The organism is Pseudomonas sp. GB2N2, from assembly GCF_054897705.1.
Map to the genome: position 1 here is coordinate 4,372,920 of NZ_CM142701.1, position 22,213 is coordinate 4,395,132.

Annotated in this window: 24 protein-coding genes and 1 tRNA gene; 3 read left to right on the top strand and 22 right to left on the bottom strand. The window is 59.9% G+C overall.

Annotation, left to right across the window (positions count from 1 at the left end):
• Positions 1–6: 6 nt before the first annotated feature.
• From ACYZT4_RS20165 to gabD, 3 genes are all read right to left on the bottom strand, one after another.
• Positions 7–1,221 carry an HDOD domain-containing protein gene (locus ACYZT4_RS20165; RefSeq protein ID WP_461982606.1) on the bottom strand — a complete coding sequence of 405 codons (1,215 nt, stop codon included), beginning with the start codon at positions 1,219–1,221 and terminating at the stop codon, positions 7–9.
• Positions 1,222–1,345: 124 nt separating this feature from the next.
• A complete protein-coding gene (gabT, locus tag ACYZT4_RS20170) occupies positions 1,346–2,623 on the bottom strand; it encodes a 4-aminobutyrate--2-oxoglutarate transaminase (RefSeq protein ID WP_461982608.1) in 1,278 nt (425 codons plus the stop codon).
• Between the two features lie 197 nt (positions 2,624–2,820).
• The gene (gene gabD / locus ACYZT4_RS20175; RefSeq protein WP_461982609.1) at positions 2,821–4,263 is read right to left on the bottom strand and encodes an NADP-dependent succinate-semialdehyde dehydrogenase; all 1,443 of its coding nucleotides are present in this window, start codon (positions 4,261–4,263) and stop codon (positions 2,821–2,823) included.
• 349 nt (positions 4,264–4,612) lie between these two features.
• Between gabD and ACYZT4_RS20180 the strand changes: the two genes are divergently transcribed.
• Positions 4,613–4,689, top strand: a tRNA-Arg gene (locus ACYZT4_RS20180).
• An 87-nt stretch (positions 4,690–4,776) separates the two neighbouring features.
• Here the strand turns inward: ACYZT4_RS20180 and ACYZT4_RS20185 are convergent.
• From ACYZT4_RS20185 to ACYZT4_RS20270, 18 genes are all read right to left on the bottom strand, one after another.
• Positions 4,777–5,082, bottom strand: a complete 306-nt coding sequence (locus ACYZT4_RS20185; RefSeq protein WP_461982611.1) for a type II toxin-antitoxin system RelE/ParE family toxin — start codon at positions 5,080–5,082, stop codon at positions 4,777–4,779.
• Positions 5,079–5,378, bottom strand: coding sequence for a type II toxin-antitoxin system Phd/YefM family antitoxin (locus ACYZT4_RS20190; RefSeq protein WP_461982613.1), 300 nt, complete (start codon positions 5,376–5,378; stop codon positions 5,079–5,081). Before ACYZT4_RS20190 ends, ACYZT4_RS20185 begins: the two co-directional genes overlap by 4 nt.
• 204 nt (positions 5,379–5,582) lie before the next feature.
• Entirely contained in the window at positions 5,583–5,894 is a 312-nt protein-coding gene (locus ACYZT4_RS20195) for a DUF6124 family protein (RefSeq protein WP_461982615.1), read from the bottom strand.
• A gap of 347 nt (positions 5,895–6,241) precedes the next feature.
• A complete protein-coding gene (locus ACYZT4_RS20200; RefSeq protein ID WP_461988749.1) occupies positions 6,242–6,508 on the bottom strand; it encodes a hypothetical protein in 267 nt (88 codons plus the stop codon).
• Between the two features lie 20 nt (positions 6,509–6,528).
• The gene (locus tag ACYZT4_RS20205; RefSeq protein WP_461982617.1) at positions 6,529–7,131 is read right to left on the bottom strand and encodes a hypothetical protein; all 603 of its coding nucleotides are present in this window, start codon (positions 7,129–7,131) and stop codon (positions 6,529–6,531) included.
• The gene (locus ACYZT4_RS20210; protein ID WP_461982619.1) at positions 7,128–7,694 is read right to left on the bottom strand and encodes an RNA polymerase sigma factor; all 567 of its coding nucleotides are present in this window, start codon (positions 7,692–7,694) and stop codon (positions 7,128–7,130) included. The genes ACYZT4_RS20205 and ACYZT4_RS20210 overlap by 4 nt, the downstream gene beginning before the upstream one ends.
• Before the next feature lies 1 nt (position 7,695).
• Positions 7,696–9,378 (bottom strand): vWA domain-containing protein, encoded by a 1,683-nt coding sequence (locus ACYZT4_RS20215; protein WP_461982621.1) that lies wholly within the window; start codon positions 9,376–9,378, stop codon positions 7,696–7,698.
• An 88-nt stretch (positions 9,379–9,466) separates the two neighbouring features.
• Entirely contained in the window at positions 9,467–10,027 is a 561-nt protein-coding gene (locus tag ACYZT4_RS20220) for a YbhB/YbcL family Raf kinase inhibitor-like protein (protein ID WP_461982623.1), read from the bottom strand.
• A gap of 185 nt (positions 10,028–10,212) precedes the next feature.
• Positions 10,213–11,718: a YdgA family protein gene (locus tag ACYZT4_RS20225; protein ID WP_461982625.1), complete on the bottom strand. Its 1,506-nt coding sequence runs from the start codon at positions 11,716–11,718 to the stop codon at positions 10,213–10,215.
• 282 nt (positions 11,719–12,000) lie between these two features.
• Positions 12,001–12,636 (bottom strand): NADH:ubiquinone oxidoreductase subunit N, encoded by a 636-nt coding sequence (locus ACYZT4_RS20230; protein ID WP_461982627.1) that lies wholly within the window; start codon positions 12,634–12,636, stop codon positions 12,001–12,003.
• Between the two features lie 93 nt (positions 12,637–12,729).
• Positions 12,730–14,178, bottom strand: a complete 1,449-nt coding sequence (locus tag ACYZT4_RS20235) for an efflux transporter outer membrane subunit (RefSeq protein ID WP_461982629.1) — start codon at positions 14,176–14,178, stop codon at positions 12,730–12,732.
• Positions 14,175–15,062 (bottom strand): efflux RND transporter periplasmic adaptor subunit, encoded by an 888-nt coding sequence (locus ACYZT4_RS20240; RefSeq protein ID WP_461982631.1) that lies wholly within the window; start codon positions 15,060–15,062, stop codon positions 14,175–14,177. Before ACYZT4_RS20240 ends, ACYZT4_RS20235 begins: the two co-directional genes overlap by 4 nt.
• Positions 15,059–15,268, bottom strand: coding sequence for a DUF1656 domain-containing protein (locus ACYZT4_RS20245; protein ID WP_461982633.1), 210 nt, complete (start codon positions 15,266–15,268; stop codon positions 15,059–15,061). The genes ACYZT4_RS20240 and ACYZT4_RS20245 overlap by 4 nt, the downstream gene beginning before the upstream one ends.
• Positions 15,265–17,337 (bottom strand): FUSC family protein, encoded by a 2,073-nt coding sequence (locus ACYZT4_RS20250; protein WP_461982635.1) that lies wholly within the window; start codon positions 17,335–17,337, stop codon positions 15,265–15,267. The genes ACYZT4_RS20245 and ACYZT4_RS20250 overlap by 4 nt, the downstream gene beginning before the upstream one ends.
• Positions 17,334–17,762, bottom strand: coding sequence for a MarR family winged helix-turn-helix transcriptional regulator (locus tag ACYZT4_RS20255; protein WP_461982637.1), 429 nt, complete (start codon positions 17,760–17,762; stop codon positions 17,334–17,336). Before ACYZT4_RS20255 ends, ACYZT4_RS20250 begins: the two co-directional genes overlap by 4 nt.
• A gap of 124 nt (positions 17,763–17,886) precedes the next feature.
• The gene (locus ACYZT4_RS20260) at positions 17,887–18,132 is read right to left on the bottom strand and encodes a type II toxin-antitoxin system prevent-host-death family antitoxin (RefSeq protein WP_461982639.1); all 246 of its coding nucleotides are present in this window, start codon (positions 18,130–18,132) and stop codon (positions 17,887–17,889) included.
• A 90-nt stretch (positions 18,133–18,222) separates the two neighbouring features.
• Positions 18,223–18,468 (bottom strand): DUF2789 domain-containing protein, encoded by a 246-nt coding sequence (locus tag ACYZT4_RS20265; protein WP_461982640.1) that lies wholly within the window; start codon positions 18,466–18,468, stop codon positions 18,223–18,225.
• 135 nt (positions 18,469–18,603) lie between these two features.
• Complete coding sequence (locus ACYZT4_RS20270; protein WP_461982642.1) at positions 18,604–19,065, bottom strand: aminoacyl-tRNA deacylase; 462 nt, start codon at positions 19,063–19,065, stop codon at positions 18,604–18,606.
• A gap of 258 nt (positions 19,066–19,323) precedes the next feature.
• On the opposite strand from ACYZT4_RS20270, the gene ACYZT4_RS20275 reads away from it, so the two are divergent.
• Both ACYZT4_RS20275 and ACYZT4_RS20280 read left to right on the top strand, forming a co-directional pair.
• Complete coding sequence (locus ACYZT4_RS20275; RefSeq protein WP_461982644.1) at positions 19,324–19,854, top strand: NfeD family protein; 531 nt, start codon at positions 19,324–19,326, stop codon at positions 19,852–19,854.
• Between the two features lie 2 nt (positions 19,855–19,856).
• A complete protein-coding gene (locus ACYZT4_RS20280) occupies positions 19,857–20,615 on the top strand; it encodes a slipin family protein (protein WP_283182445.1) in 759 nt (252 codons plus the stop codon).
• Positions 20,616–20,619: 4 nt separating this feature from the next.
• Here the strand turns inward: ACYZT4_RS20280 and ACYZT4_RS20285 are convergent, their stop codons facing one another.
• A complete protein-coding gene (locus ACYZT4_RS20285) occupies positions 20,620–22,209 on the bottom strand; it encodes a glycosyltransferase family 39 protein (RefSeq protein WP_461982646.1) in 1,590 nt (529 codons plus the stop codon).
• Positions 22,210–22,213: the final 4 nt, after the last annotated feature.

A 22,213-nucleotide genomic window follows, 5' to 3' on the forward strand; every position in this document is an offset into this window, starting at 1 on the left:
CCCCAGTTACTTTTTGCGCAACCGCATCAACTCCGGCAACCCGATCTTCAGCAACCGCGCTGTGCGACTATTAGCCAGCGCCTCGATGCCCTCATGCTCGGTCAGGCGTGCCAGCTGCGCCGCCATGTTCATCACCAGCGCCTCACGAGTGTAAACCCCGCCACCGAGCTGATAGACCGCCGCGATCAACTCTCGCAGCTCGAGAGGCAAGCGCCAGCGAGTGCGCAACGCCGACCCATAGGCCGCACCGAACTCGGCGAGCGCATCGCCGATCTCCTCCCATTCATCCAGCTCGCCACCCGCTTGCTTCCATTCCTGCAAACAGCGCAACAACGCCAGATCGCCCAAACGATGCAACATCCCCGCGCAATAGCACCGTTCCTGATCCAGATCGAGCAAACGGGCCAACGTCCGGGCATATTCGGCGGTGTGCAGCGACAGACCCCAATAGCGCTCGGCATAGTCCGCCAGTAACGGATCGCTGAGCTGTGCGCTGCGCTTGAGCGCCAGCCCCAGAATCAGGTTCATGCTCTGCCCTGTTCCAAGACGATGCAACGCCTGACCCAGGGTGAGCACCGCAGCGCCGTGATGCTGGGCCGCGCTATTGGCGGCGGCGATCAGCACGGCAGTAATCTGCGGATCGGTGCGGATTTCTTCCTCCAGCAGCGTCAGGTCGAGGCCGTTGGGGTTAAGGCTGCGTTTGACCGCCAGTTGCACGTCGGTCATCAACGGCGCGCCATCGGCCAGTTCACGACGACGCTCCAGGTACACCGACAGCCTCATGCCCGACGCAAGCGCCGGCACCTCGCAGAACACCTCTTCACCGGCATTGAGCAGCAAACTTTGCAGACGCTGGGTCAGGATTTCCATGTTCAGGGGTTTGGTCAGGTACGCCGTGGGCGCCAGGGGCAGGGCCTCGCGCACGCTAGCGCTGTCGTTGCGGCTGCTCATCAGAATGAAAGGTAAGGGCGGATTGCGTTTGCGCTGACGGACGTTGCGCAAGACGTTCAAGCCATCGACGCCGGGCAATTCCCAGTCGACGATCACCAGGTCGTAAGGAATGTCCGCCAAAAGCTGCAGCGCTTCCTGGCCGTCAGCACACAGGTCCAGCCGGGCATCGCAGCGCACACTCAACAACACCTGCTTGAGCAGGTCGCGGGTCCAAGGATCGGCCTCGGCAAGCAGCACGCGCGGTACAGCAGGTAAAACGACGGCGTTCATATGCACACTCCATTTGCACTCCTTGAACCTTAGCCAATGCTGGTCGTTTAACAGCGACATGCAACACACCGACATAAAAAAACCCGCCGAGGCGGGTTTTTTTGTGGCGCAGCTCACATCCGTATCAGAGCTCGGAGAAGCACTCTTCGATGATCGCCAAGCCTTTGTCCAGTTGCTCGTCCGGCGAAGTCAGCGGTACCAGGACGCGCAAAACGTTGCCGTAAGTGCCGCAGGACAGCAGGATCAGGCCCTTGTCGCGAGCCTTGGCGACCACCGCAGCGACCGCTGGAGCGTTCGGCTTGTGGCTATCGCCGTCGACGAACAGCTCGACCGCGATCATGGCGCCCAGGGCACGGACTTCTCCGATCACCGGGTACTTGGCCTGGATGGCTTTAAGGCCAGTCACCAGACGCTCGCCGACTGCTTTGCAGCGGTCCAGCAGGTGTTCTTCTTCGAACACTTCCATCACGGCCAGGGCCGCGGCGCAAGCGATCGGGCTACCGGCGTAAGTACCGCCCAAGCCGCCTGGAGCAATGGCGTCCATGTATTCGGCCTTGCCGCACACACCGGCCAACGGGAAGCCGCCAGCGATGGATTTGGCGAAGGTGGTCAGGTCGGCAGCAACGCCCATCTGTTCCATGGCAAAGAAAGTGCCGGTACGGCCAGCGCCGGTCTGCACTTCGTCAGCGATCAACAGAATGCCGTGCTGATCGCACAAGGCGCGCAGACGCTTCATGAACTCTTTAGGCGCGACGTAGAAACCGCCTTCGCCCTGTACGGGTTCGATGATGATGGCAGCGATGTCACGCGGCTCTGCGTCGTTCTTGAAGATACGTTCGATGCTGGCGATGGAGTCGTCGATACTCACACCGTGCAGCTCGTTCGGGTACAGCGCGCGGAACACACCGCCTGGCATCAGGCCCATGCCGGCCGAGTAAGGCACGACTTTACCGGTCAGGCCCAGGGTCATCATGGTGCGCCCGTGATAAGCGCCGGTGAAGGCGATCACGCCGGCACGGCCAGTGGCGGCACGGGCGATTTTCACGGCGTTTTCTACGGCTTCGGAACCGGTAGTGACCAGCAGGGTTTTCTTCTCGAAATCACCTGGCACCTTGGCGTTGATTTTTTCGCACACTTCAACGTACGGTTCGTACGCCAGCACCTGGAAGCAGGTGTGAGTCAGCTTGTTCAACTGCTCGGTCACGGCGGCTATGATTTTCGGGTGTACGTGACCGGTGTTCAGCACGGCGATACCGCCGGCGAAATCGATGAACTCGCGACCTTCAACGTCGGTCACGGTGGCGTTCTTCGCGGACTCGGCGAAGATCGGGTGAATTTGGCCAACACCGCGGGGTACAGCGGCTTCGCGGCGTTTCATCAGGGAAGCGTTAGTCTTGCTCATACAGTCCTCATTCGCCGCTCATCGGGCGGCGTAGCTCAAGGAAAATGTGGCGGGAGATGACGGCGGCAGTATTCGATGATCGACTGCCACAGCGCTCCAGGCCACAGAGAAAATTCCGTTTGTAACGCAGAAAGGGTCAGCGCTCTCGTGCCCTTTCCGCTTATAGCAATGCCTTGCCGAGCCTCTGTATTAACAGATTAGATGCCCAGGCAGAGGTATTTGATTTCCAGGTAATCTTCGATGCCGTACTTGGAGCCTTCACGGCCCAGGCCAGACGCCTTGATGCCGCCGAACGGCGCGACTTCGTTGGAGATCAACCCGGTGTTGACGCCGACCATACCGTATTCCAGGGCTTCCGCCACACGGAACACACGGCCCAGGTCACGCGCATAGAAGTACGAAGCCAGACCGAACTCGGTGTCGTTCGACATCGCGATCACTTCGGCTTCGTCTTTGAAGCGGAACAGCGGTGCCAATGGACCGAAGGTTTCTTCCTTGGCCACGGCAGCGTTATTCGGAACGTTAGTCAGGATGGTCGGCTCGAAGAAGTTGCCTTCCATGGACTTGCCGCCGGACAGCACGGTGGCGCCTTTGGAAACGGCATCAGCGATGTGCTCTTTGACCTTGGCCACGGCTTTTTCGTCGATCAGCGGGCCAGTGGTAGTGCCATCTTCCAGACCGTTGCCGATCTTGAGTTTCGACACCGCCACTTTCAGCTTCTCGGCGAATGCGTCGTAGACCGAATCCTGAATGTACAGACGGTTGGCGCAGACGCAGGTCTGGCCGTTGTTGCGGTATTTGGAAATGATCGCGCCTTCGACGGCCTTATCCAGGTCCGCGTCGTCGAACACGATGAACGGCGCGTTGCCGCCCAGTTCCAGAGACACTTTCTTGATGTCCTTGGCGCATTCAGCCATCAGCTGACGACCGATTTCGGTCGAGCCAGTGAAGGACAACTTACGCACGATCGGGTTGCTGGTTAGCTCGCTACCGATGTCGCCGGCACTGCCGGAAACAACACTGAACACACCCGCAGGAATGCCGGCACGCTGAGCCAGTTCGGCCAGAGCGAAGGCCGAGAACGGCGTTTGCGAAGCAGGCTTGAGCACCATGGTGCAACCGGCGGCCAACGCCGGGCCGGCTTTACGGGTGATCATTGCGGCCGGGAAGTTCCAAGGGGTGATCGCAGCGGTCACGCCGATCGGCTGCTTGATCACGATCAGACGCTTGTCTGGCTGGTGACCCGGAATTACATCTCCGTAGACGCGCTTGGCTTCTTCGGCGAACCACTCAATAAAGGAAGCGGCGTAAACGATTTCACCCTTGGCTTCGGCCAATGGCTTGCCTTGTTCCAGGGTCATCAAGCGGGCCAGGTCATCCTGGTTCTCGATGATCAGCTCGAACCAGCGACGCAGCTTGTTCGCGCGATCCTTGGCGGTCAGTGCACGCCAGGCCGGCAGCGCTTTGTCAGCAGCTTCGATCGCACGGCGGGTTTCGGCAGCGCCCATCTTCGGCACAGTGCCCAGAATTTCGCCCGTTGCCGGGTTGTTGACCTTGATCGTCTGACCATTGTCCGCATCGACCCAAGCGCCATCGATAAAGGCTTGCTGGCGGAACAATTGGGTGTCTTTAAGCTGCATGTCGGCTTTCCTTAACAGCACCGCGGCACGCGCGGAGCAAATTATGATTGTAGAAAGGCGCCTCAAAAGGCTGCCGTCAGGGAAATCATTCACCGGGCTGAAGCACATAAATAGCGCACGGAATGAACTCGTGCGGTTCAGCACCCAGACAAGAGCGTTTGAAATCTCAAACGAATCCTAGGATCAAAGGGGGTAAAGGACAATAGGCTGTTCGAAAAAAAGAACGAAAACGTCGAATTTGCTACAAATTTCAGATCAGCGTAGCAATGGCAGGTTACGCTTTGAAAAAGCGCTGTCGATTCAGCGGCATGGACGCCCGCAGTGCATATGAGTATCATGGCGCCCGCTTGCACCAGTAGCTCAGCTGGATAGAGTACTGCCCTCCGAAGGCAGTGGTCGTGGGTTCGAATCCCGCCTGGTGCACCATATAGATAGAAACGAGAAAGCCTCAGGCCGTAGGGTGTGGGGCTTTTTTGTGGGTGGCGGGAAAGCGTGACGCAGCGGTGACACTCATTAATCCTGAGCAGAAGAATCGAACTGGCGACCTATATCTCTGGCACTGTGCAGTACCCGCTCGATCAAAATGTGGTTTTGAACCTGGGAATAAAATATCAAATACAAGCCATGGGTAACTCTGCGCAAGCCCTTCGCGTAATACTCCTGAGAAACACCCATCTCTGGCTGATCAGCGAGTAGCTCGCACTGGGTTCGGATTTCACCAACAAAAGACCTCGCCCTGACTGGATTGTCCTTAGCAATAAAGCGAGCAATCTGCTGCAGGTCATCACGCGCCATTGCGGCGAATTTCAGTTGCCTCATCTACGATTTCGTTCGGTTGCGGCGATATCAATAATCGCGTCCAGCTCTGCAAAAACAGTATCAGCGTCAATAGGCGGCCGCGCGTCGTTTCTACTAGCAGCAATTGCCTCGCGGATTTCAGCAGCCTGCAATCGGTCTAGAAGTCGTTGATAAGTCGCTTGCGGCAGAAGATAGGCGGCTGGGCGATTGTGGTTCAACACTGCCACAGGCTCTGATCCGGCTTGCTCAATCACAGTGCTCGGACTGCGCTTGAGTTCTGTGATGCTGACTGAGCGGCTAGCGAGTAGTTGCTCCACGAGTAGACTCCAAGGTACCTAAATAGGTACCTGATAGTGCTCGATTTGACCTCTAACGGTCAAACCGTTCTGACCAGTAGTCGGTGTGGCGAATACGACGAGTTTGGGGAGAAACGTCGGAGCATTTCGACAACGCGAGCATTCAGACGGCCCGCGTCATCGTTAACGTCCATCGTCGGAACGCCGCCCGGAGCAGGCTCGCTCCTACAGGTCACTGCGGTTTTGCTGTCTGGCGAAAATCGCCGCCATCTCTGGCTCATCCAGGTGATCCAGCGCTCGTTCGACCAACAACTGCACGCCATCGGCCATGCGGCTGAGTGCCAGGGCTTTGGAGCGGCGTGAACCGTCCACATTGTCGGCGAGGTCGGCGGCGATGGCGCTGATCGACAGCAGGTCTTCCGAGGCATTGGCGAGCAGGGTTTCGGTGTTGATGTTGGGGCTGACGGTGAAGAGCGAGCCTTTGAGTTCAGGTTGCTCTACTTCCGTTGCTGATGGGTCAGGGACTAATTTGGACATTTGACTAACTCCAGAAGTGGAGCCGTTCACACGTCGCTGCTAAACGATGGGTGGCGGCTGTGCGCGGGTTAGCAGACCGGGGAGTTAGCAAACCGGCGCGCCCGAGGGCGCCCCACGCACAGCTACCATAAAGTGCAGGTTAATAACCTGACTGAAGAGGATGCTATGCACTTCACTAACCACGGCGGGCTGCTAAACCCGATCACTGACAACCAGTGACACGAATCAAACTACCGATCCGCGCCCAAGCGCACAAGCCGGCGGATTCTGGCTTAGCCGTAGGCAACGACGCAAGAATTTGTAGCTTGCAGGAAGAAAATCAAAGCCCCTTTTAAACAACCCAAAAATCACTCTGTCGTCCAATCAAACTCGTCGTACTCATCATCCTCGTCGTCCTCGATTTCCTCCTCATCAAGAACGGCTTCCTCCGGCGCGGCTTCTGCCTGCTTCGCCAGAAGAAACTCCTTACGACTCTCGGTAATGGCCCGCCTCAGTTCCTCGCCCTTTTCCGAGCAGTTGAGCATTTGGGCGATGCGGTCGATTTTTTTTGCCACGGCATCCTCCAACGCATCGGCTATGGGGCGATAGTGCGCGCTTTCGGGGGTGGATGCCAAATTGCGGCGCACTGGTTTTCTCAGTTTTTCTTCAATTCCTGAAGCCGCGCTGAGAGGTTTTCCTTGGGAAAGCGTTTGTGCAATGTCGTCATCAAGGTGTCCGCCGCTTGTGTCTGACCGGCATTTTGCAGGCGTACAACTTCAAGTAATTGCTCATCCAGGGTTTTCATCGGCGCAGCGGAACGTTTGCTGACTTTTGCTTCCTCGGCCACTTCTCCGGTGATGGATTCACTTTGTGCAGGGGCGGCAAGATCGGCCATCGGAGCAGCGGGAGCGGGAGCCGCCATCGAGCGCGCCACTGACGACGGCGCTTGTGCCACTTCTTTTTTGGCTACGGGGGCCGACGCGTTGGGCGCGAAGTCGTAACCCGGCGCCTGCTCCGGCGTTCGCTGTACCAGCGCCAGCATCAGTGCGACACCAACAAGACTGGCGAAAGCCACTTGCCAACGCGGTTTCTGGCAAGCCTGAACCCAGCGCTGCCAAAGGTTGAGTTTCGGCGCAGGCGCTTCACGCTGTGCGGCGGCCAGAATGAACGCGTCAAGGTGCGCCGGCGGCTCGCCGCTCGAATGCTTACGGAAATGCTCAAGCACTTGGTCTTTGGATGATTTGCGGGCGTCAGTCATGTCAGTACCTCCTCGGCCAGCAGCCGACGCAGTTTTTGCTGGGCGTAGCGCAAGCGGCTTTTGACGGTTTCCAGCGGCGTTTCGGTGAGGGCGGCGATCTGCGGCAGGTCGAGATCGCCGTGAGCGCGCAGCAGGAATACTTCGCGCTGGTCGGCGGGCAGGGTTTGCAGGGCGGCTTCGAGGCGCTGGCTGTCGCGGCTAAGGCTGAGCAATTGTTCGGGATCGGCGGCGTCATCGGCCAAGGCGTGGGTTTGTTCGTCGTAGCTGTCGTGCAAGGGATTGTGGATTCCGTGTTTGCGCCAGTGATCGATCAGGCGGTTGCGGGCTATCTGGAAGAGCCAGGTACGAAAATTCGCCCGGCCTTGTGGCTGACTGGTGCTGCGGATCAGGCTGAGCCAGGTGTCCTGGTAAACCTCTTCGGCGAGTTCGGATTTGCCGCTGAGGCCGAGCAGGAAACGATAAAGACCTTGCCGGTGACGGGCGTACAGAATCTCGAAGGCGGGCCCGTCGCCTGAGCGATAGCGGGCCAGCAGCGTTTCGTCGCTCGATTCGGGAGCAGACATGTCAGTTGTAGCCTCCTTTTACCGAATCATTGTTGGATGCGGTGGTGGTTCGCAGGCTCTGGGCCAATTCCACCAGCTGTACGAATTCTGAACGCAGACCGAATCGATCTTCGCCACGTGCGCCGCGAGCCAGCACTTCGGTGTCCTTCAGACTGAAATCACCGGTGTAACGCCCGTCCTTGAGTTGTTGGGAGAACGCCGCCACCGCCGCCGCGAATCTCAGGTCATCGCTGACCTTGCCTTCCGACGCAGTCTCTATCGGGCGCTCGATCAGACGACTATTCCCACCCTCCGGCACCTGATAACGCACCCGCAGCATCGCCAACTCTCCTGACTTCGAAGAGACAACGGAATCACCGCCATAGCGCAACGGCTCCAACCAGCCCTTCTCTCCCTTCGGCACAATTTCGTACAACGCCGTTACCGTATGCCCTGCACCGATCTCACCCGCATCGACCTTGTCGTTGCTGAAATCCTCACGTTTCAACGCGCGATTTTCATAACCCAACAACCGATATTCACTGACCTGTGCCGGGTTGAATTCCACTTGCAGCTTGACGTTCTTCGCCACCACCGCAAGGGTCGAGCCGAGCTGATCCACCAACACCTTGCGCGCCTCGCGCAGGTTGTCGATATAGGCGTAGTTACCGTCGCCGGCGTCGGCCAGTTGTTCCATCAGGTGTTCATTGTAGTTATCCACACCAAACCCCAATGTCGTCAGGGATACGCCAGTCTTGCGTTTATCCACAGCCATTTGCTTGAGGCTGTCGAAGTCGCTGATGCCGACGTTGAAGTCGCCGTCGGTGGCCAGGAGGATGCGGTTGATCCCGTTGGGGATAAACGCCTGCTGCGCCATTTGATAGGCCAGTTCGATGCCCGATGCGCCAGCAGTGGAGCCGCCCGCAGTCAGTTGATCGATGGCTGTACGAATTTTCGCTTTTTCCCGTCCGGAAGTCGGCTCCAGCACCACGCGTGAATCGCCGGCGTAAACCACTAGCGACACTCGATCCTGCGCACGCAATTGATCGACCAGTAATTTCAGGGTGCTTTTGACCAGCGGCAAGCCCTCGCGACGGTCCATCGAGCCGGACACGTCCACCAGAAACACCAGGTTCGCCGGGGCCAGTTCCGTCACCGCGCGGTCCGACGCCTTGATGCCGATACGCAGCAAACGGGTGTGCGGGTTCCACGGTGAGGCCGCCAGTTCAGTGGTCACGCCGAACGGCGAGCCATCGGTGGGCAATGCGTAATCGTAGGGGAAGTAATTGACCATCTCCTCCAACCGCACCGCGCCGTCGGGCGGCAAGCGCCCTTGATTGAGCAGGCGACGCACATTCGCATACGCGCCAGTATCGACGTCGGCGCTGAAGGTCGAGACCGGCGCCTCGGCCACGCTGTGAATCGGGTTGTCCGCCAGCGCTTGATACTGCTCGCGCTGTTCATCCTGATAACCCGCCGTGGAAGACTCAGGCGCAAAACCAGGGGCCAGCTGTACGCTGCGTTTGGCCACGGTCACATCGGCCATGACCGCCTCACTGCGTACCATCACACCCTGGGCCGGAGGCGAAACAGCGACCGTTTCAGATTCAGGCTTGGACGAAACACCGCAACCGGCAATCGCCAGCAGCAACCCGGCGGCAAAACCCTGGGCGGCCGGGCGAAAAAAAAGCAGAGGGATGAACATGGGGGCTGACCTCAGGAGGAAATTGATCCATTCATCCTCTGAGACGGGCAGCCCGACCGGTTCGGGTTAAACACGCTGACAATAAATTTCAGCGGTGATAACGCCGCACCACGCTGCTGTTTTTCAGCACATGGCCTTTGATTTTTTCCAGCAACTGCGCGCGGGTCAGGCCGGCGGGCAAAGCGTCCGGGGCGAGGTCCAGGGCGTAGAGCTGGAGGATGTAGTGGTGAGAGCTGTCGCCAACCGGCGGGCAAGGTCCGATGTAGCCGATGGAGCCTTTGCTGTTGCTGCCGCCCACGCCTTCAAAGGCAGATTTGGCGCCAACACCGGCCGGAATCTGCCGGGTCGCGGCTTTGATGCCGTAATGAATCCAGTGATCGACGCCCTGGCCTTTCTGACCGTCCGGGTCGTGCATGACGACGGCGTAGCTCAAGGTGCCGGTAGGGGGAGCGTTCCAGCTCAGGGCTGGAGACTGGTTTTTTCCGCCGCAACCGGCCGCATCACTCGCCGCCGCCGAGTCAAACAGACGGTTGTCCGTCACACCGGGAATGCTGACGGTGAAGCGTTCCGCGGCCTGCGCCGGAAACTGCACGCAAAGGGCGACGGCAATGGCCGCCAGCCAAGGGTTCAGAGAGGTCAATCGGGTCATACCGGAGCACCTTGTGCAGTTGGGCCGTGGTCGGCGTGCAAACTATAGCTGGACCGTTCGTGCGGTGGCAGTGGGAATTAGCAATGGTGATGCACCTACCTTCAGGAGGTGCCGCAAGCTGCGATCTTGTGCCTTTCAAGATCAAAAGATCGCAGCCTGGGGCAGCGCCTACAGGTAGCGTGATTTTACTGGACGGCGCCAACGCCACCGAGTTTGCTCATCACAAAGCCGACAAACTCTTCGACGGTCATTTTCTGGCCGTTGAATTCCACCTGGTTGTTGGCGTAATGCAACTTGCTGACGATGTCGTTGCCGTCCAGTTTGGCGAACTGGGTGCCTACCGCCATGGCGCCGAACATGTCCGCTGTAGCTGTGGCCTGGTCCGCGATGACCTTGGCGTCAGTCTGACCGTCGATTTGACCCTGAACGCTGAGCAAATCCACCAGCATCGGCTTGGACACTTTCAGATTAATGTCCAGCAAGGCGATCAGCTGTTGGGTCAACTGGTCGGGCGGCAGGTCCATGGATTTCGGCTTGGTCAGGTCGAGCACCAGGTTGGCGCGGCTTTCACCATTGGCCGTGGTGAACGACAGGTTTTCCAGCGCCACTTGCGGGCCGGCGGCCAGCAGTTTTTCCAGGCCGGATTTAACCTGGGCGTCTTCTTCCGGGGTCAACACCAGCTCGGGTGCCGGTTCGCCAGCGGCAGTCGCTTCGGCCGCAGCCTTTTCGTACGGTTGCAATTTGGTTTGATAAATCTGCATCAACGACATCGTCGCGGGAATGTCGAGGTTCTTCAGGCTCATGGCCAGTTGCGCGGAGCCGACGGTCTTGCCGTTCAGCGAGACCTCACCGATTTTGTAATCGGCACGCCCGGAAGCGCTGGTGCCCGACTCTTCAGTCCGGTTCTTCATTTCGAATTTCTTGATGCCCAATACCGCCTTCTGCGCACCGAACGTGGTTTTGCTGTCGGTGAGTTCGACGGTGTTGTCGCCGGTGTAATAACCGTAGGTACTTTTCACCAGGTTGCTGGCCAGGGTCAGGCCGCTCAATTCGACTTTGACCGGTGTCTGGTCTTCAGCCACGGTGGTCAACGTGAAGCTGTCCATGTAACCGTTGGCTTTGACTTTCTGCGCCTGGGCGCTGGCCGCGACATCGAGGTTGAGGCCGGAGAAGGTCAGGTTGGATTTGTCATCCAGCGCCACGTCCAGCGGCAGCAACTCAAGCGTGCCGTTGGTGGCATTGTCGTAGCCGATGTTGACCACGCCGGTGAGCGGCGACTTGTCCTTGGCGGCGGCGAACCACTTCGCGGTGAGCGGGGTCTTTTCCAGTTCGTAATGACTGGTGGCCATGACCGGCAGCAGCTTCAGCGACATCAGGCGCGAGAACGGCAGCGGGCCATGTTCGATGTGGTCGACGAAGAGCAATTCCACCGGCGCCTCGCCGAACATCTCGCCCTCACCCTTGAGGCGGTAGTGCGCGGTGCTGCTGAACACATGGCGCTCAAGCGACACGAGCTCCAGCGTAGCAGTGCCTTTGTTGCCGGCCAGCGCAGCTTGCAGTTCCTTGTTGGCGTCGGCGATCGAGGTGTTCAGCACGCCCTCGATTTTGGTGCCGGTGTACCAGGCACCGCCGGCGCTGATTACACCGATGGCCACGACAATTCCAAGAAGCACGCCTGCTGATTTATTCATGAATGACCCGTTCAATGTCCGTTGTTTGAGGTGTGGTCGTCTTCCCTGAACCCATGACGGGTTACGAGCGCGACTGCGACGAAAGTGCGATGGAGATTAGCACTGGGCGCGATGGGTGGCCCAATGTTTAAAGGTGAAAGAGTGTCTATGGACCGTGCGGAGGGTTCGAGAGTTTCGGTGCACATGAAATCGCCATCGCTGGCAAGCCAGCTCCCACATGGATTGCAGGGAACCTGTGGGAGCTGGCTTGCCAGCGATGGCGTCTGCTCACGCGACATCAATTCAGGAATATTGGACTTCCATCTCATCCAGCTGATGATCAAAGCTTTTTAGCCGCGCCGTCCACGTATACACCAGCACTTCAAAATCCCGGTTGATCACCGCCCCGCCCGTCACTTGCGCACGTGGGTCGCAGAAATCCAGCTGATAGCGCTCGCGCGCCATGGCGGCGGCAACGTTGGACAGTTCACGGGCATTGTTCAGCCAGTGCCAGTCGTCCTCGGCGATTTGTTTGTCCAGCTCAAGGCATTGCTTCTTCAGCGTCTCCAGGCTTTTTTCCAGCGGCGTGCCGGTCAGTTCGCCCATGACTTCCTGGAACGTACGCCCCGGTTGCCAGTAACTGCCCCAGAAATACCGGTCGAACACCGTCTCGACCCGACGCAACGCGACCTTGGTGTCCCAGATAAGCACCCGGGTCTTGCCTTGTTCGAGTTGTCTTTTCTTGATGCGCTGGCCCTGGAACGAAGCCCAGGCCACCACTGCGATAGCCATTACCGCGATCAACGCAGATGCGCTGTCGAGGAACACCAGCGCCTTGTCGATCTGGTGGGCCAGCATGATGCCGTAGAAGTAAGTGGCCGACAGCAATACCAATGCCGCAATAGCGCACCAGAAGCCGGGAGCATAAGGGTTTTTCATTATTAGAGTCCCCATGACCAACGCGAGCCTTGATCTGCGGACTGGCGTGGCTCGTGGCGCGTCAGCCCAACAATTCAAAGCATAGCAACGGCCTCAGGGTTTGCTGGTATTCGAGCCTTGCGTTCGTCCGCTTTCCCAGCCGCCGCCCAACGCCAGGAACAAATCGATCTGGCTCATGGCGACTTGCGTGTTGGCGGAGGCCAGTTGTGCGCGCACATCGGTGTAGGTGCGGGTCGCTTGCAGGTCGGCCAGGAAGGAGGCGCGACCGGCGGTGAAGAAGCGGTGAGTCTGATCCGCCGCCAGTTGCGCCGACTGCTCGGCATCCGCCAGGGCATCGCGGCGTTGCAGCAACGCGGAGTATTGCGCCAGACCGGTTTGCGTCTCGCGGATGGCGTTGAGCACCACGCCATCGAAATGCGCCAGCGCGCCTTGCGTCGTCGCTTCAGCTTCGCGAATGCGCGCGCGGGAGCCGTTGGACGGCACGGTCCAGGTCAACAACGGACCGAAGCCCCAGCGATTGGTCGCCGGTTTTCCAAGGTTTTCCAGAATGCCGACGGTGCCGACGGTCGCGCCAATGCTGATGTCCGGGTACAACTCGCCGGTGGCAACGCCGATGCCAGCAGTGGCGGCGGCCAATCGGCGCTCGGCCTGACGCACATCGGGACGACGCTTGAGCAACGTGGCGCCGTCACCGACCGGCAACAACTGTGCGATTTTTGGCAATTCGGCGCAGGTGGCAGTGCCCGCCGGCAATTGCTCAAGCGGTTTCGCCAGCAACATCGACAAGCGGAACAACCCGGCCTGACGTGCTGCCTCGTAACGCGGCATGTCGGCGCGCAGGGATTTGAATTGGGTTTGCGAGCGGGTGACCTGGGTTTCATCGCCACGTCCGGCGTCGCGCAAACGCTGGATCAGCGTGGTGCCCTGAGCTTGCAGGTCGAGGGAATGCTGGGCGATTTCCTGCTCTTCATTGGCCGCGCAGACTTGGGTGTAAGCACGAACGACGTCCGCCACCAGGGTGATTCGCGCCGTATCCGCGGCGGCTTGCGTCGCATCGGCATTGGCCTTGGCCGCCTCGATGCCGCGTTGCAGGGTGCCGAATAGATCAAACTGATACGAGGTGGTGATGCCGATGTCGCCAACATTGGCAACCGGCACTTTTTCCGGCTGCAAGAACGCTTCGCCGGACTCCTGCAAACGCTGGGCGCCGATTTTCACGCCGCCGCTCCAGCCCCCGGCCGCCTGCGCTTCTTCGACCTGAGTGCGGGCGCGGGACAGGTTCGCTGCGGCCACGCGCAAGTCGGTATTGGAGGCCATGGCTTGCTGCACCAACTGGTCCAGTCGCGGATCTTTATACAATCGCCACCAATCGCTCGGCACCGGCGCCGAAACGACATTTTTGCCGTTCACCGCCAGATCACCCTGCAAGTCTTCGCGGTGTACGGCGGCCTCGTCCGGCAAGTGATAATCCGGCCCGACCGCCTGACACGCCGACAGCAGCAGGCCTAAACCGGCGACCGCGAAACCCGAAGCCCTGCTCATTTGGGCGGCTCCTGCGGTAGGTCGTCGATAATCGACACCGTCGCGGTGCGCCCGGCAATCATGCGGAAGTCAGCGGGCACGTCGTCGAAGGCAATCCGCACCGGAATCCGTTGGGCCAGACGCACCCAGCTGAACGCAGGATTGACGTTGGGCAACAGGTTGCTGCCGCTGGTGCGATCGCGATCCTCGATGCCGGCGACGATGCTTTCTACATGGCCGCGCAACCGCGCACGGTCGCCGACCACGCGGATATCCACCGACTGGCCGACATGAATGCCGTCCAGTTTGGTTTCTTCGAAATAGCCATCGATGTGAAAAGAGTTGCTGTCCACCACCGACAACACCGGGCGCCCGGCGGTGACGAATTCCTGCGCGCGCGGCGCACGGTCGTTGACGTAGCCATCGACCGGGCTGCGGATGGTCGAGCGGTCGAGGTTGAGCTGGGCGCTGTCCACCGCGATTTGAGCTTCCATCAAGGCCACTTCGGCGCGGGCGACTTTGGACTGGCTTTCTTCCAGTTGCTCACCCGGCACCAGGTTTCCCAAGCCTCGGTTACGCTTGGCTTCGCGCTGCGCCTGGGCCAGGGTTTCCTGACGGTCGGCAACTGCCGCTTTGGCTTGGCGCAGCGCGAGTTTGAAACGGTCCTGGTCGATGCTGAACAACACCTGGCCGCGTTTCACCAACTGGTTGTCGCGCACCTCGACTTGCTGGATCAGCCCGGACACATCCGGCGCGATCTGCACGATGTCGGCACGGATGTGCCCGTCGCGCGTCCACGGGGCGAACATGTAATACATCACCATGCGCCAGACCACGACAACGGCAAAGGTCACGATCAATAGCGTCAGGACCACACGGCCGAGAGTCAAAAAGGGTTTTTTCATGTCATCAGGTATCGACTGAGTGAGTTCACGGCGCCGAGCAGCAAGGCGTAGAGAGCCACGTTGAACAATGCCCGGTGCCAGACCAGACGGTAAAAGTGCAGGCGCGTCAGCAACCCGTGCACCAACAGGTAAATCACATACGTAATGCCCATCAGCACCAGCAGCGTGGGCAGGAACACCCCGCTGATATCCAGATCACCGATCATAAAGGCGCTCCATCAATGCCATGGGGCAACGGTTCTTCGAGGTCACCGGTGCCGAGGAATTCCACACCGGGCAGCAAGGCCAGACGCAACCCGCTCAAGGCGTGCAGCAAATGTAGCCGCGCGCCGTCATCACACTCGTGATTGAGGGCGCGGCGCGTGCGGTCCATGGTCATCAGCAGCGCACTCGGCGCCGGCAAACGCTCGTCCGCCTTGAGGCAGGCCCTGAAATACTCGCCGACCTCGGCCACCACTTGGTGCAGCAGCACTCGCGGAACGCCGAGCACTCGCGGTGTGTAGGCCAGCAGGTCGAGCATATTCAGCGCGACGCGCACTTCGCGCAGCGCGATGCCGGTGTCTTGCCCGGTCATGGCCAGACGCGGCAGATGCTGCATCAATCGATCAAGGACCTGCACGCCCAACTGCCGGTGTTCGGCCAGCGAAGCGGGTTCGGTGAGGCTGACGATGTCGCGCCAGCTGAAACGGGTCAGGCGCTTGGCCGCCAGTTCCGCGCCAAACGGGCGCGCTATCAGGGTCCAGATAAAGGCAAACAGCAAACCGACCGGGCCGGCCAGATTGGAGTTGGCGAAAGCCAGGAAATCCGCGTCGTAAGCGCCCTGAATACTAATGAAGGACGAGGTATTGACCAGCGTCAGCAGCATGCCCAGGTAAAACTGTGGCTTGACGGTCAGGGTGCCGATGCAAATGAACGGCACGGCGAACGCCAGCACCAGCATGGGGAAATCATGCAGGTTGGGCAGCACCAGAAACAGGTAAAGACTGGCTAACAACACCGACATCGCAGTCCAGAAAAAGAAACGGTAAATCTGCGGCGCCGGGTCGTCCATCGACGCGAAGAAGCTGCACGCCACCGCCGCCAGGATCACCGCGGCACCGCCATCGGTCCAGCCGAGCAGAATCCACAGCACCGAGGCGACGATGATCGCAGACACCGTGGACGCCGCCGAGTACATCATCAAACCACGGTCGAGAAACGGCGTGAGGCGACCGAGGCGCCAGTGCCGGTACACCGCGCGCCAGCTGTCCTGGCTCTCGCATTGAATGGCGTATTGCAGGCTGCGGCAGTCTTGCCACAAATCGATCCATTCGCCGAGGCGATACAAGGCGTTGGAAAACAGCAGTTGTCTGCGATCGTCCAGCGCTTCGGCGGGCGGTTGCCGGGCTTCGAGTTGATCTTTCAGCGCTTGCCAGCGCGCCAGGTCGGCGTCCTTGTGATTGAGCCATTCAGCGGTCGCCGCCAGCAAGGGCGCGAATTTATCCACCAGCTCCGGCGTGCGTCGCTCAAGCGCATAAAGCGCGTCATCGAGAGCATCGATTACTGGCAGCAGATGGATCATTCGCCCGCGCAGCTCCTTGGTATTGCGCACCGTCTGCGGACGCGAACCCTCGTGGGGCAGTTGGCCGATCATCAATTCCAGGGTGTTGAAGGTGGCGACCATCGACGAACGCAGCGCACTGACTTCGTCTGGCTGCACGTTACGGCTGAGAAAGCGCAGGCTATAGAGCGAGGCATCGGCGAACCATTTCTTCACCGAATCGTTGAACACCGGCGCCAACCGGCGCGGCCAGAACATCGCGCCGAACACCGCCGCGACAGCGATGCCGAGGAAAATCTCTTCGGTCCGCGCTTCTGCAACATCCCATACGCCCAACGGGTTATCGACAACGGGCAAGGCAATCAGCGGCAAGGTGTAACCAGCGAGCATCAACGCGTAACTGTTGGCGGTTCGCAGGTGCAGTGAGAGGAACAATAGAATCCCGGTCCACAGCGCGATGACCACCACCAGCACATAGGGGCTCTGCACGAACATCGGCACGAAAAACACCGCCGCCGCCGCGCCCATGAACGTGCCGACGGCGCGGTACAACGCTTTGGAGCTGGTTGGGCCGACAAAGGGGCTGGAGACGATGTAGACCGTGGCCATCGCCCAATACGGACGTGGCATCTGCATGAGCATGGCGATGTACAGCGCGGTCATCGACGCCGCGAAAGTGCGCACGCCGTAGAACCAGTCCCGGGCCGGGGGGACGCCGGCAAAAAATCCGCTCAATGGCCCACCACCGACGGCGCGTTGGCCGCTTCAAACGCTCTTAATACCCGCAGCGCTGCTTCCAGATCGCTGGGGGCGATCCCTTCGAGGACTTCATTGCGCAAGCGCACCAATTCGATTTCGACGGCTTGCACCAATTCCCGGCCAGTGTCGGTCAGGCTCAGGCCTTTGGCGCGGCGGTCATGGGCATCCACGGTGCGACGCACATAACCGGCGTGGCACAGCTGATCGAGCAGACGCACCAGCGACGGACTCTCCATCCCGGCCGCCTGCGCCACCGTCACCTGCCGCACACCCTCCCCCAACCGCCCGATCATCAACAACGGGACGGCGCAGGCTTCGGAGATTCCATAATTGACCAGCGTGGTCTGGCAGATCTTCCGCCAATGCCGGGCGGCCACCACCATGGAGCTGCTGATGTTCATCTGGAGAACGGCGAGGGTTTTTGGCACAGGGTTAAACACACTGTTAGTTTGCTAACTATCAATATGGCACTGGAGGGGAAAGGTGGTCAAGTTTTGAAACAATTCTCATGCTAACCGTCAGGTTCTATAAATCATCAAGACTGCCAGGAATGCCTATTTCAGTACGACGTACATGATCAAGCTCCGCCCAATCAACATCCTCAAGACGTTTAACCATCTTGGCGTATAAGTCGGCCGACACCAGGTACGCTTTGATTCGATTGTTTTCCACCACCGCTATCGGTCCCTCAAGCGATTCACGCATCACGGCATCCAGCTTTTGCTCAAATTCATTGATCCCGATGGCTCTCTCTGCCAGAACGCGCTGCATGATTCGTTCTCATCGTTGAGTGTGTACAACGGAAGCTACGTCAGTCAGGTTAAAAACCTGCAAAAAACCTGTGACGAGGTTTTGCGGTCGTCACACCCCCCGCCCCTTCCGGAGCAACACATTCAACTGATCCACCACCTCCGCCCAATCCGCGTCGTCCAGAATCTCATCGCGTAAGAATGCTGCCTGGCTTTTGCTCCAGAAAAACGCGTCCGCCAGGTGCAGTTCCGGTTTGAGCGGTGAGTGGGTGGCGATGAATTGGTCGATGCTGACGGGGTCGTTTTCCAGGCCGAGTTGTTTGAACAGGGAAGGGAGGCTGTGGGTTGGGGATTGCATGTCTGGTCCTTTTTTATGGCAGATGATCGGGTGTCAGTTATACCGCCTTCGCGAGCAGGCTCGCTCCCACAGGGACACGCGTCAACTGTGGGAGCGAGCCTGCTCGCGAAGGCGTTGTAGCTGACGCCACAACACTCAATGACTCAACTCCCGCACCTCCGCATGCGGCACCATTTTCAGGAACTCCGGCATGCTCATGTGCAGCAGGTTGTTGTGGTTGCCGGCCTCCAGATAGATGTCTTTCTGGCGGGTCAGCATCGGGTCGATGACCATGTCCAGGCCATAGGACTCGCCCAGCGCCGGCACCGCCCCGCGTTCGCAATCCTGGAACAGATGCGCCAGGGTGCTTTCCCGGGTGACCTGCCATTCGCCGCTGCTGCGCACTTTGCTCAGGTCCAGATGACGACTCGCCGGCAGCACGGCCATCAGGTAGTGACCGTGGTGGTCGTCGAGGATCACCGACTTGGCCACTCGTTCGGCAGGAATGCCCGCGACTCGCGCCGTCTCAAGGCTGCTGGCCGAGTGGGGGTGGGTGATGATGTCAAATTCGCAATGCGCCTTTTCCAGGCTGCTCTGTATCGTTCTTGCCATACGCATGCTGCACCTCGGTGTCCGCCAATACGCTGAGCGGGCGATGGTTAAACCTTTTCTGTTCATTGAAAGTCTAGGCCCGCGGGGGTGATTGTGTGGGAAATCTGCTGGCTGGAGAGCGGTCGACAACTGGGTAAAACTCGTACAACCCGTGGCTCGACTAGACTGTAGGGAGTGATGGGCGTCAGCGGTGCGCGGGTTGTCTGGATTGGCGTAGTGCTCTCGGGTTCATCGCGAGCGAGCTCGCTCCTACAGGAGGGTGACGTGAATTCTCGTGGCTGGGCGGTGGTTTTGCTGTTGGCGTTGAGCGGATCGGCGTTCGCGGCGGACACTGTTGTGCTGATTCCCAATCCCCTCGGGCTCTGGTTGATCACCTTCGGCATCGCGTTTCTGATTGCCGAGGCCGCGCTGCCCAATTACGGCGTCATCGGGTTGGGCGGGATTGTGATGTTTGTGATCGGCGCGGTGATCGTGAGCAACACCGATGTGCCGGTGCCGTTGATCATCGGCCTCGGACTGATCAGCGCACTGCTGCTGATTTTCCTGCTGATCCGCGCCCTGAAAACCCGACCGCGTCACACCGTCAGTGGCGATGCCGGGCTCGTGGGCAGCGTGACGTCGGTGATGTCGCTGCAACCCGGCAATGCCTGCAACGGCTGGGTGCACCTGCAAGGCGAACAATGGCAAGTGCTTAGCGCCACGCCGCTGCAACCCGGACAGCGGGTTCGGGTGGTGGCACGCAAGGGATTACTGCTGCAAGTGGCCGCGGCTGACGCGGCACCGGGTGGAGAATAATCATGGGCCTGCAACTGGGTTTTGCCGCGCTGCTGCTGTTGGTGATTGCGCTGGCGGGATCGACCTTTCGCATCCTGCGTGAATACGAGCGCGGGGTGGTGTTCCAGCTCGGGCGTTTCTGGCAGGTCAAGGGTCCCGGCCTGATCCTGCTGATTCCGGTGGTGCAGCAAATGGTCCGCGTCGACCTGCGTACCGTGGTGCTCGACGTGCCGCCGCAAGACGTGATCACTCGCGACAACGTCTCGGTCAAGGTCAACGCCGTGCTGTACTTCCGCGTGCTCGACCCGCAAAAGGCGATCATCCAGGTCGAGGATTTCCTCATGGCCACCAGCCAACTGGCGCAGACCACCTTGCGCGCGGTGCTCGGCAAGCATGAACTCGATGAACTTCTGGCTGAGCGCGAACGGCTGAACATCGACATCCAGCAAGTGCTCGACGCCCAGACCGACGCCTGGGGCATCAAGGTCGCCAACGTCGAGATCAAGCACGTGGACCTCAACGAATCGATGGTCCGAGCCATCGCCAAACAGGCCGAAGCCGAACGCGAACGCCGGGCCAAGGTGATCCACGCCGAAGGCGAGTTGCAGGCCTCGGAAAAACTCATGCAGGCCGCCGAAATGCTCGGTCGCCAACCGGGCGCCATGCAACTTCGCTACATGCAGACCCTGAGTTCGATTGCCGGGGACAAGACCTCGACCATCGTCTTTCCGCTGCCCATCGAATTGCTCAAGGGCATGGCGGATTTGTCGTCGAAACCTTGAGTCATCAAGGTTTCGACGCCGCCCCGGAGCGCACGAACAGGTGCGCATAGGCGCCCCCCGCCTGGGTCTCGCCAACGCGCTGCCAGCCGGCGGGCAACGGCGCGAACTCGTCCGGCCCGCCAACGGTGCCGATCAGCCAGACCCGCCCCGTGTTCCTGGGCAAGTCGTCGAGGCGGTCGAGGTAGGTGTCCTGGGTGACCAGTGTGCCGAAGCCATAGGCGTTCGGCCGGCTCGAAACACCGTTGGTCAACGGTGGGGTGTACAGCAATGGCTGGGTGTCGGCCCGGTTGTAATAGACGTAGCTGAGGTACCAGAGCATGTCGCTGGTGACGATACGGTCACCGTTCGCGAAGTGCTGATTGACGTAATCGACCATGATGCTGATCTGATCATTGACGTCTGCCGAGGCGTTATTCTTCAGCCCCACCAGCTCAACGCCGACAAACAGCACCAGCACCGTCACCGCCAGCACCCGAAAGCCTGAATACAGGCGGTCTATCGCCAGCGCGACCACCATCGGCAACCCCAGCGCATACGCCGTCAGGTAACGCTCGATGAACACCGGCGTGATGAACGACACCGCAAACACCAGCAACAATGGCAATGCCGTGTAAATCACCAGCAGCGCGCTGCCCCGAAAGACACTGCGATCGCGCGCCAGCGCCACGCCGGCAATGGCCAGCAACGCCAGCGGCAGGGCGATGAACAGCAGCGTCGGCAGGGTTTCGCCATCGTCCTGAGTCAGCAACGACCAGATCATCGAAGGCAACGAGTCCAGCGTCACCGGTGTTTCCCAGCCCACGTCGCCATTGGCCTTGAGCTGACCCATGTGCTGGATCAGATCGATCAGGCTCGGCACCCAAGGCAGGAACAACACCACAATCGCCACGTTCGCCAGCCACCAGCCGGGGCGTTGAATGTGCCGCGAGCGATAACCCGGCTGTACGCGGATCAATCCCAGGTACACCCAGTGGCAGAGTACGCACAACGCGGTGAAGTAATGGGTGTAGAACGCGGCGCACATCAACAGCACGTACACCACCAGAAACCGCGTGCGCTGCGGGTGCCTGATCCAGTAGACCAGGGCAATCGTGGCGCCGATCAGCCACAGCCCCAGCAACGAATACATGCGCACTTCCTGGCTGTAGCGCACCGCCGTCGGCAGCAGCGCCAGCAGGACACCGGCCAGCAGCGCGGCCCGGCGAGTGGCAAGCAAATCCATCAGCCACACGCCGAGCCAGACCGTGGCGATGCCGGGCAATGCACTGAGGCTGCGGATCGAAAAAATGCCATCGCCGAACAGCTCGATCCAGCCATGCAGCAAAAGGAAATACAGCGGTGGATGGACGTCATGGGCCGCGTGCGCCCAAATGCCGGCCAGTGAATACTGACTCAGCAGCAGGCTCGAGCCTTCGTCGCCCCAGATGGCGGCCGCCGTCAGGTCGTAAAAACGCACCAACGCCGCCAGCGCCAGGATCGGCAACAGCCAGTGCGTGTGCGCCCATCGCAACCAGCGCTGCACAATCGCCCAGACGCCGGGCGCCGCGTGCGGCTCCTGGGTTTCGCCAAGCGGTGTTTCTCTGTGCGCCTCCATTGTT